This window comes from Candidatus Pantoea symbiotica (assembly GCF_056491525.1).
The window spans coordinates 3,860,684-3,876,830 of record NZ_JBSZHR010000002.1; the positions used below are offsets into that span (position 1 = coordinate 3,860,684).

At 55.8% G+C, this 16,147-nt stretch carries 15 protein-coding genes; 12 read left to right on the forward strand and 3 right to left on the reverse strand.

The window, feature by feature from the left end:
• Positions 1–43 precede the first annotated feature (43 nt).
• From priA to rraA, 6 genes are all read left to right on the forward strand, one after another.
• Positions 44–2,242: a primosomal protein N' gene (gene priA / locus ACXIZX_RS18610; RefSeq protein WP_061720290.1), complete on the forward strand. Its 2,199-nt coding sequence runs from the start codon at positions 44–46 to the stop codon at positions 2,240–2,242.
• A 166-nt stretch (positions 2,243–2,408) separates the two neighbouring features.
• A complete protein-coding gene (gene cytR / locus ACXIZX_RS18615; RefSeq protein WP_061720292.1) occupies positions 2,409–3,446 on the forward strand; it encodes a DNA-binding transcriptional regulator CytR in 1,038 nt (345 codons plus the stop codon).
• 151 nt (positions 3,447–3,597) lie between these two features.
• Positions 3,598–4,509 carry a cell division protein FtsN gene (gene ftsN / locus ACXIZX_RS18620; RefSeq protein WP_479404701.1) on the forward strand — a complete coding sequence of 304 codons (912 nt, stop codon included), beginning with the start codon at positions 3,598–3,600 and terminating at the stop codon, positions 4,507–4,509.
• Between the two features lie 217 nt (positions 4,510–4,726).
• Positions 4,727–5,263, forward strand: a complete 537-nt coding sequence (gene hslV / locus ACXIZX_RS18625) for an ATP-dependent protease subunit HslV (RefSeq protein ID WP_008109674.1) — start codon at positions 4,727–4,729, stop codon at positions 5,261–5,263.
• Positions 5,264–5,268: 5 nt separating this feature from the next.
• The gene (gene hslU / locus ACXIZX_RS18630; RefSeq protein ID WP_008109676.1) at positions 5,269–6,606 is read left to right on the forward strand and encodes an HslU--HslV peptidase ATPase subunit; all 1,338 of its coding nucleotides are present in this window, start codon (positions 5,269–5,271) and stop codon (positions 6,604–6,606) included.
• Positions 6,607–6,759: 153 nt separating this feature from the next.
• A complete protein-coding gene (gene rraA / locus ACXIZX_RS18635; RefSeq protein ID WP_061720294.1) occupies positions 6,760–7,245 on the forward strand; it encodes a ribonuclease E activity regulator RraA in 486 nt (161 codons plus the stop codon).
• Positions 7,246–7,295: 50 nt separating this feature from the next.
• Here the strand turns inward: rraA and zapB are convergent, their stop codons facing one another.
• Positions 7,296–7,535 carry a cell division protein ZapB gene (zapB, locus tag ACXIZX_RS18640; RefSeq protein ID WP_007885384.1) on the reverse strand — a complete coding sequence of 80 codons (240 nt, stop codon included), beginning with the start codon at positions 7,533–7,535 and terminating at the stop codon, positions 7,296–7,298.
• 420 nt (positions 7,536–7,955) lie between these two features.
• On the opposite strand from zapB, the gene ACXIZX_RS18645 reads away from it, so the two are divergent.
• The 3 genes from ACXIZX_RS18645 to glpX all read left to right on the forward strand — a co-directional run bounded on the left by ACXIZX_RS18645 (position 7,956) and on the right by glpX (position 11,450).
• Positions 7,956–8,804, forward strand: a complete 849-nt coding sequence (locus ACXIZX_RS18645; protein ID WP_258144166.1) for an MIP/aquaporin family protein — start codon at positions 7,956–7,958, stop codon at positions 8,802–8,804.
• Between the two features lie 30 nt (positions 8,805–8,834).
• Positions 8,835–10,343, forward strand: a complete 1,509-nt coding sequence (glpK, locus tag ACXIZX_RS18650; protein WP_008109683.1) for a glycerol kinase GlpK — start codon at positions 8,835–8,837, stop codon at positions 10,341–10,343.
• Between the two features lie 96 nt (positions 10,344–10,439).
• Positions 10,440–11,450 (forward strand): class II fructose-bisphosphatase, encoded by a 1,011-nt coding sequence (glpX, locus tag ACXIZX_RS18655; RefSeq protein WP_008109685.1) that lies wholly within the window; start codon positions 10,440–10,442, stop codon positions 11,448–11,450.
• Here glpX and emrD read toward each other — a convergent pair.
• A complete protein-coding gene (emrD, locus tag ACXIZX_RS18660) occupies positions 11,440–12,636 on the reverse strand; it encodes a multidrug efflux MFS transporter EmrD (RefSeq protein ID WP_479404702.1) in 1,197 nt (398 codons plus the stop codon). The genes glpX and emrD overlap by 11 nt on opposite strands.
• 289 nt (positions 12,637–12,925) lie before the next feature.
• Here emrD and fpr point away from each other — a divergent pair, with 289 nt between their 5' ends.
• The 3 genes from fpr (at position 12,926) to tpiA (ending at position 15,257) form a co-directional block, all read left to right on the forward strand.
• The gene (fpr, locus tag ACXIZX_RS18665) at positions 12,926–13,672 is read left to right on the forward strand and encodes a ferredoxin--NADP(+) reductase (RefSeq protein ID WP_061720298.1); all 747 of its coding nucleotides are present in this window, start codon (positions 12,926–12,928) and stop codon (positions 13,670–13,672) included.
• A 106-nt stretch (positions 13,673–13,778) separates the two neighbouring features.
• On the forward strand, positions 13,779–14,369 hold the full coding sequence (locus tag ACXIZX_RS18670; RefSeq protein ID WP_154157435.1) for a YiiQ family protein: 591 nt from the start codon (positions 13,779–13,781) through the stop codon (positions 14,367–14,369).
• 120 nt (positions 14,370–14,489) lie between these two features.
• Positions 14,490–15,257: a triose-phosphate isomerase gene (gene tpiA, locus ACXIZX_RS18675; protein ID WP_008109693.1), complete on the forward strand. Its 768-nt coding sequence runs from the start codon at positions 14,490–14,492 to the stop codon at positions 15,255–15,257.
• A gap of 85 nt (positions 15,258–15,342) precedes the next feature.
• Here the strand turns inward: tpiA and ACXIZX_RS18680 are convergent, their stop codons facing one another.
• On the reverse strand, positions 15,343–16,101 hold the full coding sequence (locus ACXIZX_RS18680; RefSeq protein ID WP_479404703.1) for a CDP-diacylglycerol diphosphatase: 759 nt from the start codon (positions 16,099–16,101) through the stop codon (positions 15,343–15,345).
• Positions 16,102–16,147: the final 46 nt, after the last annotated feature.

Below are 16,147 nucleotides of genomic sequence, written 5' to 3' on the forward strand. Positions count from 1 at the left end.
TGTACACTACTTCTCCTTAATTCAGAACTGGATAGAGATTCAGATGCCCGTTGTTCAGGTTGCCCTGCCCGTTCCGCTACCTCGCCTGTTTGACTACTTGCTGCCTGCCGATGCGCCGCAGCCAGTGGCGGGCGCACGCGTGAATGTGCCGTTCGGCAATCGCAAAATGATCGGCATTGTGGTCGGCACGCGCGAGACCAGCGATCTGCCACTGACGCAGCTCAAGCAAATAGAAAGCGTGCTCGACGATCAAAGTCTGTTCTCGCCCGCCCTGTGGCGCATTTTGCATTGGGCCGCCACCTATTATCATTCGCCGCTCGGTGAAGTGCTGAGCCATGCGCTGCCGGTGCTGCTGCGTCAGGGCAAACCGGCGCAGGAAGCGCCGCTGTGGCAATGGGTGATTAATGATGCTGGCCGTGAAGTGGCGATGGAAAGTCTGAAGCGCGCGCCGAAACAGCAGCAAGCGCTGGCGATGCTGCGTCAGCGACCGCTCTATCGTCATCAGGTCAGTGAACACGATTTTACCGATGCCGCGCTGCAAGCGTTGCGCGCTAAAGGCTTGTGCGATTTGCGTGAACATACGCCGCAGATGCACGACTGGCGCACCAGCTTTGCCGTCAAAGGTGATCGCCTGCGCCTGAATACCGATCAGGCGATGGCGGTGGGCGCGATGCGCAGTGAAGACGATCACTATGCGCCGTGGCTGCTGGCCGGCATTACCGGTTCGGGTAAAACCGAGGTGTATCTCAGCGTGCTGGAGAATGTGCTGGCACGCGGCAAACAGGCTTTAGTGCTGGTGCCGGAAATCGGCCTGACGCCGCAAACCATCGCCCGCTTCCGCGAACGTTTCGATGCGCCGATTGATGTGCTGCACTCGGCGCTGAATGACAGCGAACGCCTGGCCGTCTGGCTGCGTGCGCGCAGCGGCGAAACGGCGATTGTTATCGGCACACGCTCGGCGCTGTTCACGCCGCTGGCGCGTCCCGGCGTCATCATTATTGATGAAGAGCACGACAGCTCGTACAAACAGCAGGAAGGCTGGCGCTATCAGGCGCGCGATCTGGCAGTGTTCCGCGCGCATGAGGAAGACATTCCGATTGTGATGGGTTCGGCCACGCCCGCGCTGGAAACGCTACACAACGTGCGCGTCGGCAAATATCGCCAGCTCAATCTCACCAAACGCGCGGGCAATGCTAAACCGGCGTTGCAGCAGCTGATCGATCTTAAAGGCCAGCAGCTGAAAGGCGGGCTGGCACCGGCGCTGCTTGGCAAAATGCGCCAACATCTACAGGCCGACAATCAGGTTCTGCTATTCCTCAATCGCCGCGGCTTCTCTCCGGCGCTGATGTGCCACGATTGCGGTTGGCTGGCGGAATGTCAGCGCTGCGATAGCTATTACACGCTGCATCAGAATCATCGCCAGCTGCGCTGCCACCATTGTGATAGCCAGCGCCCGCTGCCGAATCAGTGCCCAAGTTGTGGTTCGACGCATTTGATGCCGGTTGGCGTCGGCACCGAACAGCTGGAACAGCAGCTGGGCACGCTGTTCCCCGGCGTGCCGGTATCGCGCATCGATCGCGACACCACCAGCCGCAAAGGCGCGCTGGAGCAGCATCTGGCCGATGTGCATCGCGGCGGCGCGCGTATTCTGGTGGGCACGCAAATGCTGGCGAAAGGCCATCACTTCCCGGATGTCACGCTGGTGTCACTGCTGGATGTCGATGGCGCCCTGTTCTCCGCCGATTTCCGTGCCGCCGAGCGCTTCGCTCAGCTCTATACGCAGGTCGCGGGCCGCGCCGGTCGTGCCGGTAAACAGGGCGAAGTGTTGCTGCAAACCCATCATCCGGAACATCCGCTGCTGCAAACCTTGCTGCATCGCGGCTATTTCGCTTTTGCCGATCAAACGCTGCTGGAGCGTCAGTCGGTTCAGCTGCCGCCGTGGACCAGCCATGCGCTGTTCCGCGCTGAAGATATGGATAACCAACAAGCGGCGGAATTCCTTACTCAGCTGCGCAATTTGCTGGAAGCCAGTCCGCTAAAAGATGAGGCGATGTGGCTAATGGGGCCGGTTCCGGCATTGGCACCGAAACGCAGCGGACGCTGGCGCTGGCAGCTACTGTTGCAGCATCCGTCACGCAAACGTCTGCAACAGCTGCTGAGTGGATCGCTGCCGCTGATCGCCACCTTGCCCGCGTCACGCAAAGTGAAATGGACGCTGGATATCGATCCCACCGAGAGCTAAGCCGCGCCACATCTGCGAGCCAGATCGAAAAAAGTCGCACAAGTCACAATTTTTATGCAAATTAAGTAACAACCCGACGCGACCTTGGGTTAACAATAGTGCCGACCCGGTTGAAGCCCGGTAATGTCAGAAAATCAATGCGCTGTACCGCGTCAGGAGTTATACGTTGGACCAGAAGCAACCCTCCACCGCCGCCACCATGAAAGATGTGGCCGAGAAAGCAGGCGTTTCAACCGCCACGGTTTCACGTGCGTTGATGAATCCAGAAAAAGTCTCTGCTGCGACCCGGCTCAAGGTCGAAAAAGCCGTGATTGCCGTGGGTTATGCGCCGCACGGTTTGGCGCGCAATGCCAAACGCGGTGAAACGCAAACCATTCTGGTGATTGTGCCGGATATCTGTGATCCCTTCTTCAGTGAGATCATTCGCGGCGTGGAAGTTACCGCTGCGCATGAAGGTTATCTGGTACTGATTGGCGATTGCGCGCATCAGAACAAACAGGAAAAAACCTTCCTGAACTTAATGCTGACGCGCCAGATCGACGGCATGGTGCTGCTAGGTTCACAGCTGCCGTTTGAGGCGGGCATTGAAGATCAGCGTAACCTGCCGCCAATGGTGATGGGCAACGAATTTGCGCCGGAAATGGCGTTGCCAACAGTACATATCGATAACCTGACCGCCGCTTTTGAAGCGGTAAATCACCTGCTGCAGCTTGGTCATCGCCAAATCGCCTGCATCACCGGGCCAGAACATATTCCGCTGAGCCAATATCGTTTGCAGGGCTACATTCAGGCGCTGCGTCGCAGCAGCATCGCCATCGATCCGACGATGATTGTGCACGGCGACTTCACCTTTGAAGCCGGTGCAAATGCGCTTAAGCAGTTAATGAGTTTGCCGCAGCCGCCGAAAGCGATTTTCTGCCATAGCGATTTGATGGCGCTGGGCGCGATGAATCAGGCACGCAAATTGGGTATGCGCATTCCGCAGGATCTGTCGGTAGTGGGCTTTGATGATATCGAACTGGCGCAATACTACGATCCGCCGCTGACCACCGTGGCACAGCCGCGTTTTGCCATCGGTCGTGAAGCGATGCTGCTATTACTTGATGAGCTGCAGGGTAAACGCGTGAATAACGGTTCGCGCCTGCTGGATGCGGAGCTGCGGGTGCGTGGCAGTACGGCACCGGCAGCAAAACGGGAAAAATAGCGCGTAGAAGCCTGCATTTTCAGCGGATTCTGAAGGCAGACTGTGCTGGTCAAAGTTCAAGCCCTTGCGTAACATGGCGCATTCATTGCCGGGCAATTAACAGCACATTTACATGCCCATTGGCATTTTTTTGAAGGGTAGCAGAACGAAAGTGGCACAGAAAGATTATGTAGGCCGCGGGCGTTCAACAGGGACGCGTCGCAAAAAACCCGCCAGCCGCAGCAAGAAAAGCAAAGGCGGATCAGGCACTTCAAAGCTCATGATGGTACTGGCCGTGGCCGTGCTGGTCACCTTTGCCGGTGGTTTATGGTTCATCTCGCATCATAAGAAAGAAGAGATTGAGGTCATTCCAAACCACAAAGCCAACGGTAACGGCCTACCGCCGAAGCCGGAAGAGCGCTGGAAGTACATCAAAGAGCTGGAAAATCGCCAAATTACCGTTCCGTCGCCGACTGAGCCTTCGGCCGGTGGCGTGCAATCACAAACTCAGCTGACCGATGAACAGCGCCAGTTGCTGGAGCAGATGCAGGCCGATATGCGCCAGCAGCCGACGCAGTTGAACGAAGTGCCGTGGAACGAACAAACCCCGGCGCAGCGCCAGCAAACGCTGCAGCGTCAGCAAGTGCAGCAACAGCAGCAGCAGGTTCAACAGCAACAACAGCAGCAGTTGCAGCGTCAGCAGCAACAGTTACAACAGCAGCAGCGTCAGCAACAGTTGCAGCAACAACAGGCCGCGCGTCAGCAGCAACAACAGCAAGCTGCGCCTATCACGCGTGAGCCAACGCAGCAGACCAAACCGCAGGAAACGGCCAAGGCGAAAACCGAAGAGAAAGCCTCTTCACAGCGCTGGATGGTGCAGTGTGGATCGTTCAAAGGTACCGATCAGGCGGAATCAGTACGCGCCGGTTTGGCATTTGAAGGATTCGAGAGCCGCATTACTACCGGCGGTGGCTGGAATCGCGTGGTGATCGGGCCGTTCAAAGATCGCAGCAGCGCCGACAGCACAGTCAAACGCTTACACAGTTCCGGCCACGGAAGTTGTATTCCCCTCGCTTTACCCTAAATAATTCAAATTGCAGGAAGGCGGCAAGTGCGAGAATCCCCATGAGCTTACTTTAGTAAGTGATTGGGGTGAGCGCACGTAGCCAACGCGCCTGCAATTTGAAGGATGAAGGGTATGCTGGGGGTTGAAACCCTTTAAAGCTACCCCATATCTGGTTGCATGATACTCCGCGCCGAGTGCGCGGAGTTCCTTTTCTACTGCAACAAGGGGTCTGCCCGTGACAACAATAGTAAGTGTACGACGCAACGGCCAGGTAGTGATTGGCGGTGATGGCCAGGCTACGCTCGGCAATACCGTAATGAAAGGCAACGTTAAAAAAGTCCGTCGTCTTTACAACGATAAAGTGATCGCCGGTTTTGCTGGCGGTACCGCAGATGCCTTCACCCTGTTTGAACTGTTTGAGCGCAAGCTGGAAATGCACCAGGGCCATCTGGTGAAAGCGGCGGTCGAACTGGCTAAAGATTGGCGTACCGATCGCATGCTGCGCCGCCTCGAAGCGCTGCTGGCGGTGGCCGACGAAAACTCCTCATTAATCATCAGCGGCAACGGCGACGTTATCCAGCCGGAAAATGACCTGATTGCAATTGGTTCTGGTGGGCCTTACGCCCAGGCAGCAGCACGCGCGCTGCTGGAAAACACCGACATTGGTGCGCACGATATCGTGGAGAAAGCGCTGAACATCGCTGGCGATATCTGTATCTACACCAACCACAATATTAACTTCGAAGCATTACCGTCTAAGGCTAAGGACTAAACATCATGTCTGAGATGACTCCACGCGAGATTGTCAGCGAGCTTAATCGCTTTATTATCGGCCAGGACGGCGCAAAGAAGGCGGTCGCGATCGCCCTGCGTAACCGCTGGCGCCGCATGCAGCTTGACGAAGAGCTGCGCCACGAAGTGACGCCAAAAAACATTCTGATGATTGGTCCAACCGGCGTCGGTAAAACCGAAATCGCCCGTCGCTTAGCCAAACTGGCTAACGCACCGTTCATCAAAGTGGAAGCCACCAAATTCACCGAAGTCGGTTACGTCGGTAAAGAGGTGGATTCCATCATTCGCGATCTGACCGATTCTGCCATCAAGATGGTGCGCAGCCAGGCGATCGAGAAGAACAAATACCGCGCGGAAGAGATGGCGGAAGAGCGCATCCTCGATGTGCTGATCCCACCCGCGAAAAACAACTGGGGCCAGGCTGAACAAGCGGCTGAGCCATCAACAGCGCGTCAGTCCTTCCGCAAGAAACTGCGCGAAGGCCAGCTGGATGACAAAGAGATTGAGATCGATCTGGCCGCTTCATCGGCTGGCGTTGAGATCATGGCACCTCCTGGCATGGAAGAGATGACCAGCCAGCTGCAATCGATGTTCCAGAACCTCGGTGGCCAGAAGCAGAAACCGCGTAAGCTGAAAATCAAAGAAGCCATGAAGCTGCTGATTGAAGAAGAAGCGGCCAAGCTGGTGAACCCGGAAGAGCTGAAGCAGGATGCCATCGACGCCGTTGAGCAGCACGGTATCGTGTTCATCGACGAAATCGACAAAATCTGTAAGCGCGGCGGCCAGAATGCGGGCGGTCCAGACGTGTCTCGCGAAGGTGTGCAGCGCGACCTGCTGCCACTGGTTGAAGGCTGTACCGTTTCCACCAAGCACGGCATGGTGAAAACCGACCACATTCTGTTTATCGCTTCCGGCGCGTTCCAGGTTGCCAGCCCGTCAGATCTGATTCCAGAACTGCAAGGCCGTCTGCCAATTCGCGTTGAACTGCAGGCGCTGACCGTCAATGACTTCGAGCGCATCCTGACCGAGCCAAACGCCTCGGTTACCGTGCAGTACAAAGCATTGATGGGCACCGAAGGGGTCAATATCGACTTCACCGATGACGCCGTGCGTCGTATCGCCGAAGCCGCATGGCAGGTGAACGAAACCACCGAGAACATCGGTGCGCGTCGTCTGCATACCGTGCTGGAACGTCTGATGGAAGATATCTCCTATGACGCCAGCGATCGTAACGGTGAATCGATCACTATCGATGCCGAGTACGTTGGTAAGCATCTGGATGAGCTGGTGGCCGACGAAGATCTCAGCCGCTTCATTCTGTAAGCTTTACCCGCGAAATCGCTGCCCGGCCACTGTGCCGGGCTTTTTTTTACGCAGGATATTGATGCAACGCTTTTTTGGCGGTTGATGATTTTGCCAACAATCGCCAGATAGCGATATACTTAGCGCTCCTGTGGCAAACAGACGAAAACCCTCATGAAATACGATACATCTGAACTCTGTGACATCTACCACGAAGCTGTGAATGTTGTTGAACCGCTTTTTTCGAACTTTGGTGGGCGCAGCTCATTCGGTGGTCAAATCACCACAGTGAAATGTTTCGAAGATAACGGCTTACTCTACGATTTGCTGGAAGAGAACGGTCGGGGTCGCGTATTGCTGGTGGATGGCGGCGGTTCGGTCCGTCGCGCACTGGTCGATGCTCAGCTGGCGAGTCTGGCGGCGCAAAATGAGTGGGAAGGCATTGTGGTTTACGGCTCGGTGCGTCAGGTAGACGACCTTGAAGAGCTGGAAATCGGCATTCAGGCGATTGCGGCGATTCCGGTGGGTGCAGCGGGTGAAGGCATTGGCGAAAGTGACGTGCGCGTTAACTTCGGCGGCGTGACCTTCTTCTCTGGTGACCATCTGTATGCCGACAATACCGGCATCATCTTGTCTGAAGACGCACTCGACATCGAGTAAGCCGCAACAAAAACGGGTGCCGCGGCACCCGTTGGTTTAAGCATCGACGCTTAAACTTCTTCCATTTTTCCCAGCAGTGCCCGCAGACGATCCTGCCAGACATGCTGCTCTTCTTTCAGATGCTGATTTTCACGCACCAGCGCATCCTGGTTGCCTGAAGCCTGGCTGACTTCGTTTTTCAGCGTATTGTTTTGCTCTTTCAGCTCTTCAATTTCCATCTGTAGCAGAGTGATGGTATCAATCGCCTGCTGTACTTTCGCTTCCAGTTTCTCGAACACTTCAAATGACATCTTTCTGACCTCTCCTAAATCTTGCAAGGCGTTGATGGGGCTAGTGCATGCCTTATTATGGTGCGCTCAGCCACGATGACTCGATTGTATGTAGCCGAACCCAGCAAGTCCAGCGCCACAAGGCCTGCGAGGGCAGTCTGTAACACTTTTCAGTCTATGCCTAAAAAAATGCGCATCTTCGCGCATCTGTGTGCGCGATCACATCAGCATCGACCAGCAAAGCGGGAAAAATGGGTCTTAAAGCAACGTAAAAGACGCGAAAACGCGCATTTTTATGATGGAGTACACAGTTTTCAATTTCGCTATTTCTCGTTTATGCTCGTTAACGATAAATTCACATCAACCCTACATTGATAGCTGGGCGACTCATGGATGAGAACAAAAACTGATAAAATTTAACCTCGCTTCAGGAATGCCATTATGAGTCAGACAACTAACACACTAAAAGGTCAGTGCATCGCTGAATTTCTCGGCACAGGTTTGATTATCTTCTTTGGTGCAGGCTGTGTTGCTGCACTGAAACTGGCCGGTGCGTCATTCGGTCAGTGGGAAATTTGTATTATCTGGGGTTTAGCCGTCTCCATGGCAGTCTATCTAAGCGCAGGCGTTTCTGGTGCGCATCTTAACCCAGCCGTTACCGTCGCGCTGTGCCTGTTCGCTAATTTCGAAGGTCGCAAAGTTATTCCTTATATTCTGGCGCAGGTTGCCGGCGCGTTCTGCGCTGCCGCGTTGGTTTACGGTCTCTACTACAATCTGTTCTTTGATTATGAAGCGGGCCATCAAATGGTGCGCGGCAGCGTTGAAAGCCTCGATCTGGCCGGTATCTTCTCTACCTACCCGAACCCGCACATCAGCGTCGCTCAGGCGTTCCTGGTTGAGATGGTGATTACAGCGGTATTAATGGCGGTGATCATGGCGCTGACCGATGACGGCAACGGTGTACCGCGTGGTCCACTGGCTCCGCTGTTGATTGGTTTGCTGGTCGCGGTAATCGGTGGCTCAATGGGTCCACTGACCGGCTTCGCACTCAACCCGGCGCGTGACTTCGGTCCAAAACTGTTCGCCTTCTTCGCTGGCTGGGGCAACGTTGCCTTCACCGGTGGCAAAGATATTCCTTACTTCCTGGTTCCGATTTTTGGCCCGCTGGTCGGTGCTTGTCTCGGAGCCTTTGGTTACCGTTCGCTGATTGGCCGCCATCTGCCAGTTAACGTTGCGGAAGCCAGCACAGCAGAAAAACCGGTTGCGCGCGCTCAGCAGCGTAAAGCGTAAGTTTCATCGATACCACATCAGGAAAGCACAATGACTACTGATAAAAAATATATAGTTGCACTCGATCAGGGCACAACCAGCTCACGCGCCGTGGTGCTTGATCATGATGCCAACATCGTTGCGGTTTCTCAGCGCGAATTTACCCAGATCTACCCGAAAGCGGGTTGGGTTGAACATGACCCAATGGATATCTGGGCGTCACAAAGCTCAACGCTGGTTGAAGTGCTGGCACACGCCGACATTAACTCCGATCAAATCGCGGCGATTGGTATCACCAACCAACGTGAAACCGCCATCGTCTGGGATAAAGAGACCGGCAAACCGGTTTACAACGCCATCGTCTGGCAGGATCCACGCACCGCAGATTACTGTAACAAGCTGAAGAAAGAGGGCCTGGAAGAGTACATCCAGCACACCACCGGTTTGGTGATTAACCCGTACTTCTCAGGCACCAAGGTGAAGTGGATTCTGGATAACGTGGAAGGCGCGCGTGACCGTGCCAAACGCGGCGAACTGCTGTTCGGTACCGTTGATACCTGGCTGATTTGGAAAATGACGCAGGGACGTGTGCACGTCACCGATCACACCAACGCCTCACGTACCATGATGTACAACATCCACAAGCTGGAGTGGGATGAGCGCATGCTGGAGATCCTCGATATCCCGCGTGAAATGCTGCCAGAAGTGAAAGGCTCTTCAGAAGTGTACGGCCAGACCAACATTGGTGGTAAAGGCGGTACGCGTATTCCAATCGCCGGTATCGCGGGTGACCAACAAGCGGCACTGTATGGCCAACTGTGCGTACAACCGGGTATGGCGAAAAACACATACGGCACCGGCTGCTTCATGCTGATGAACACCGGCACCGAAGCTGTGACCTCAACGCATGGCCTGCTGACCACCATCGCTTGCGGCCCACGCGGCGAAGTGAACTATGCGCTGGAAGGTGCGGTGTTTATCGGTGGCGCGTCGATTCAGTGGCTGCGCGATGAGATGAAGTTGATCAGCGATTCAACCGACTCTGAATACTTCGCGTTGAAAGTGAAAGACACCAACGGCGTGTATATGGTGCCAGCCTTCACCGGTTTGGGTGCGCCATATTGGGATCCGTATGCACGCGGCGCGATTTTCGGTCTGACGCGCGGTGCGAACGCGAACCACATCATCCGTGCCACGCTGGAGTCGATTGCTTACCAGACGCGCGACGTACTGGAAGCGATGCAAAACGATGCTGGCACCCGCCTGCAATCACTGCGCGTGGATGGTGGTGCGGTTGCCAACAACTTCCTGATGCAGTTCCAGTCTGACATTCTCGGCACGCGCGTTGAGCGTCCGGAAGTGCGTGAAGTCACGGCGCTGGGTGCGGCGTATCTGGCTGGCTTAGCGGTTGGCTTCTGGAACGATCTGGAAGAAGTTCGCGCTAAAGCGGTGATTGAGCGTGAGTTCCGCCCAAGCATCGAAACCACCGAACGTAACGTCCGTTACGCCGGCTGGAAGAAAGCGGTCGCTCGCGCCAAAGCGTGGGAAGACGAAGAGTAAAATTCTGCTAACCCGCGGCGCCCTGCCGCGGGTTTTTCCCCTGCCACGTTTCCCCGCTGTGTTAAACTGCCTGCCTGTTTTTTATCAGGTGCCACCATGAAACGAGAACTCGCGATTGAATTTTCCCGCGTGACCGAAGCCGCCGCTCTGGCGGGCTATCACTGGTTAGGACGCGGCGATAAAAATGCGGCCGACGGCGCAGCCGTTCACGCCATGCGCATTATGCTCAACACCATCGATATCGACGGCCAGATTGTGATTGGCGAGGGCGAAATCGACGAAGCGCCGATGCTGTATATCGGTGAAAAAGTTGGTACCGGCCGTGGCGATGCCGTGGATATCGCGGTCGATCCGATCGAAGGCACGCGCATGACGGCGATGGGCCAGGCCAATGCGCTGGCGGTGCTGGCGGTTGGAGACAAAGGCAGCTTCCTGCACGCACCTGATATGTACATGGAAAAGCTGATTGTTGGACCGGGCGCGCGTGGCGCGATCGACCTCAATCTGCCGCTTGATATCAACCTGAAAAACATCGCGCTGGCATTAGGCAAACCGCTCAGCCAGTTAACGGTGTCGATTCTGGCCAAGCCACGCCACGATGCGGTGATTGCCCAGCTGCAGCAGCTCGGCGTGCGCGTGTTCTCCTTCCCAGACGGCGATGTCGCGGCCTCGATTCTGACCTGTATGCCGGATAGCGAAGTGGATGTGATGTACGGCATCGGTGGCGCACCGGAAGGTGTGGTGTCGGCGGCAGTCATTCGCGCGATGGATGGCGACATGCAGGCGCGCCTGCTGGCACGTCACGAAGTGAAAGGCGATAGCGAAGAGAATCGTCGCCTCGGCGAGAATGAACTGCAACGCTGTGCCGAGATGGGCATTGAAGCCGGTCAGGTTCTGAAGCTGGATCAGATGGCGCGCAACGATAACGTTATCTTCGCTGCCACCGGCATCACCACCGGCGATTTGCTGAAAGGCATCACGCGTAACGGCAACATCGCCACCAGCGAAACCCTGCTGGTGCGCGGCAAATCGCGCACCATTCGCCGCATCCAGTCAATCCACTATCTGGATCGCAAAGACGCGGCGCTGCATCAATTTATCCTGTAATCGCCTGCTTGCCGCTCTCCGGATGACGAGAGAGCGGCCACCAGCACAGCAACATCACCAGCGACGTCACGAACATCAGCATGCCAAGGCTGGATTGATCGTGCTGCGGCAACAGCGCAGAAAGCCACGCCACCACGCCGGAACCGAGGTTCTGTAAGCCTCCGATTAACGCACCTGCGCTGCCCGCCAGCCACGCATACGGCTCCATCGCACCCGAGGTTGCCAACGGAAACAGCATGCCCGCGCCGAAGAAGAACAGCGCAGCCGGCACCAGCAGCGTCCAGATGTTCATCACGCCAAACCAGGCGGGAACCCACATCAATAATCCAGCCAACAGGCAGCTGTTCACGCCGTACCACATCAGCGTGTGCCAGGATTTCTGCTCACGTCCGGCAAACCAGGCGCCAAAGAACGCTGCAGGAATCGGCAGGATAAACAGGATGCTGACGGTTAATCCATCCAGCCCCAATACGCCGCCCATCAGCACGCCGCAGCTGGCTTCAAACACCGCGATACCGGCCAGTGCGCCAATCAGCAGCAGCAGATAACGCACGAAGTTGCCGTCGCTCAGCAAAGTGGCATAACGGCGCAGGAACGGCGTGGCGGGCGTATCAACAGGACGGGTTTCCGGCAGCCAGCGCGCCATTGAAGCTGTTACACCGACGCACAGCAGCAGCAGGAAGGCGAAACAGGCATGCCAGCCAAACAGATGCGTCAGCAGCGCACCAATCACCGGCGCCAGCAGCGGACTCACCAGAATGCCCATATTCAGCAGGCTGTTCGACTGACGCAGGGCGATGCCGGAATAGAGATCGCGCGGCATGGTGCGCGCCATCACGCCCGCTACGCCGGTGCCTAAACCTTGCACCGCGCTGCCGAGCACCAGAATATCGAGCGATGGCGCGAACATGGCGATCAACGCGCCGACGGCAAAGATCGTCATGCCAATCAGGATCACCGGACGACGACCAAAACTGTCCGAGAGCGGGCCGTAGATCAACTGCGATCCGCCGTAGGTCATCAGATAGGCGGCCATCACCTGCTGGATCGCCCCGCTGCGCACATTGAGCGTTTCAGCCATGTTGGCCATCGCTGGCACATAGATGGTTTGCGCCATCTGCCCAACCGCCACCAGCACGATCAGCATGAATAATAGAAAGCGATTTTGCGTTTTACTTATCAACATGGAACAAAATGTCTGCCTGAGAAACAAAGAATAAGCAGCACAAAACAGGCCGCCTCGGATTTATGGCGGCAAAAATATCAGGATTCAGTGACAAATCGAGAGGCGCGGACAAAGCTGTATGTCTTAAGCCGTCAAGTTGATAGTCCAGATTGTAAACTGCCCGCTACAGTTGCTGATCTGTGCGCTGGGTTTGTCGCTGAGAGCCCTTTACAGGGCGCAGGACTGGAAATTTGCCGGATGGATAACGATGATAATCATGTGCCTGGATATTCAACATTAAGGAGTTAGCATGGCTGAGTGGATCAATGCTGAAGTTAAAGAAGTAAAAAACTGGACCGATGCACTGTTCAGCCTGCGCGTCGAAGCACCGATTGATACCTTTACTGCGGGACAGTTTGCCAAGCTGGCATTGGAAATTGACGGTGAGCGCGTGCAGCGCGCCTATTCTTACGTCAACGCGCCGCAGGATTCGCTGCTGGAGTTTTATCTGGTCACAGTGCCCGAGGGCAAACTGAGTCCGCGTTTGCAGGCGCTGCAGCCCGGCGAGCAGGTGATGATCACCAAAGAGGCGGCGGGTTTCTTTGTACTCGACGAAATTCCAGACTGCCAAACGCTATGGATGCTGGCGACCGGCACGGCGATCGGCCCCTATTTATCGATTCTGCAACAGGGCGAAGATCTGGATCGTTTCGACAACATTGTGCTGGTGCACGCCGCGCGTTTCGCCGATGACCTGAGCTTCCTGCCCTTGATGCAAGCGCTGCAGCAGCGCTATCAGGGCAAATTGCACATTCAAACGGTAGTCAGCCGCGAAGAGATCGCCGGTTCGCTGCACGGTCGCGTGCCACAATTGATTGAAAGCGGAGAACTGGAGCGAGCCGTCGGCTTGCCGCTGACGGCAGAAACTAGCCATGTGATGCTGTGCGGTAATCCACAAATGGTGCGCGATACCCAGCAGCTGCTGAAAGATACGCGTGAGATGCGCAAACATTTCAAACGTAAACCCGGCCATATGACCAGCGAGCATTACTGGTAATCGGCGCGGCACAAAGAATGTGAGATTTTTCCCAGTGTGGGTTTTGACTTTGCCCGGTAAAAACCGTTCTAATCGTGGGCTAAGTGAATGATTTAGGGCCGAAGCAATGAACAACCTGCCAGTCGCGCTGCTGCTTGGCCTCGCACTGACATTTCCCGTCTGGGCGGAGGATGCCCCCACGTTAGATCGTAGCGATCATCTGCCTGCTGCGCCCTATCTGCTCGCGGGTGCGCCGACCTTCGATATGACCGTTGCTCAGTTCCGTGAGAAGTACAACGCGGCCAATCCCAATGAACTGCTGCAGGAATATCGCGCTATTGATAATCGCGGCGATAAAAGCAACCTGACGCGTGCCGCCAGCAAAATCAGCGAAACGCTGTATGCCTCAACGGCGCTGGAGCAAGGCACCGGCAAAATCAAAACTCTGCAAATCACCTGGCTGCCGGTTCCCGGCCCCGATATGAAAGCCGCGCAGGCACGCGCCATGGATTACATGACCGCCCTGCTGCGCTTCTTCATCCCCGGCTTATCGCCCGAAGATGGGCGTAAAAAACTCGATTCCCTGCTCAGCGCCGGTAAAGGTGCACGCTATTTTGCCCGCACCGAAGGTGCCTTGCGTTTCGTGGTGGCGGACAATGGCGACAAGGGTTTGACCTTCGCCGTTGAGCCGATAAAACTGGCGCTCGCGACGCCCTGATCGCACCGGCAAAAATGACGAAAAGCAAAGCCAGCAACGCATTTGATCTCTATACTGTCTCGCAGACATCGCTGCCCGATGGCAGCGCTATTTCATGAATCGCGTTATGCGGAGGAAAGAATGCGACATCCACTGGTTATGGGTAACTGGAAACTGAACGGTAGCAAGCAGATCACTAAAGAGCTGATTGAAGGCCTGCGCAAAGAGCTGTCTGGTGTTGATGGCTGTGGCGTCGCGATTGCACCGCCAGCCATCTATCTGGACCTGGCGAAGCACGCCATTTCCGGTAGCCACATTGCTCTGGGTGCTCAGAACGTTGACGTTAATCTGTCTGGCGCATTCACTGGCGAAACTTCCGCAGACATGTTGAAAGACGTTGGCGCGAAATACATCATCATCGGCCACTCTGAGCGCCGCACCTACCACAAAGAGAGCGACGAGTTCATCGCGAAGAAATTTGCCGTAGTGAAAGAAGCTGGCCTGGTGCCGGTTCTGTGCATCGGTGAAACTGATGCAGAAAACGAAGCGGGCAAAACCGAAGAAGTGTGCGCACGCCAGATCGACGCCGTGCTGGAAACTCAGGGCGCTGCAGCGTTCGAAGGCGCAGTGATCGCTTACGAGCCAGTTTGGGCTATCGGTACCGGCAAATCAGCCACTCCAGCGCAGGCTCAGGCGGTGCACAAATTCATTCGTGACCATATCGCGAAGAAAGATGCAGCTATCGCACAGCAAGTGATCATTCAGTACGGCGGCTCGGTCAACGACAAAAACGCCGCTGAGCTGTTCACCCAGCCAGATATCGATGGCGCGCTGGTTGGCGGTGCTTCACTGAAAGCGGATGCTTTTGCGGTGATCGTGAAAGCGGCAGCAGCAGCGAAAAACGCGTAAGTGAGCGTTTTTGATGCAGAAAAAGGCGGCTGATTAGCCGCCTTTTTTATTGGTCGCCATTAATGGCAACCCTACAAAAGATGGGTTATTGCGGCAATATGCTGCATTTATGATCCTGCAACTCTTCCGCCGAGCCGCTATTCAGTTTCAGCCAGTTACGCTCCAGCGCCAACAGCGCTAAACGGCCATCCGGCAATTGTGCCAGCGCCAGCCCGTATTTACCCATCTCAGTGCGCGCATGCGGCACTTCATCCGCCAGACGGATAAACGCACTCTGCTGCGCCAGTTCTTCCTTAGAAATCGACCTCACCAGATAACGATGCTTGTGCAGCGTTTCACTCTGCCACTGCGCGTTAAGCCTTGGTGCCAGCGCATCCAGCTGCTGACGCACATCCGGCCGCAGACAGGAAATATGAATATGCAGCTGATTTTGCGTACGCCCGTATTGCGCATTGATGGCCAGCGACAGCGCGCTATCGGGAATCGGCGCGCCATGCTTCTGCGCCAGCAATGTGCGTTGCTGCCAGGCTTCGGCAAACAGATTCGGTGTAGCGGGTTCAAGAAGTATCGGGCTTTCTATGCCGGTGATTTTTTCGATCGGCATCAGCAGATACTGCAACGGACCGTTGAGATCTTTCAGCGTGACGTAACCCTGCTCGCTGTTCACCTGCTGGCATGGCGCGGGTTTACCCGTCGCCGCCACATTCGGCACGCATATTTCGCTGATAATCTGCCACAAGGCGTTGGAGTTTTTATGGAAATGGATGGCGCCGGCGATCAGTCCGACAATCAACAGCACCAATAATGCGGTAAGTAACTTCAGGGTACGACGACTGCCCTGCATAGCCCGATTCCTCTGTTCATCACCTGCCAGCATCCTCGCCTGGCAA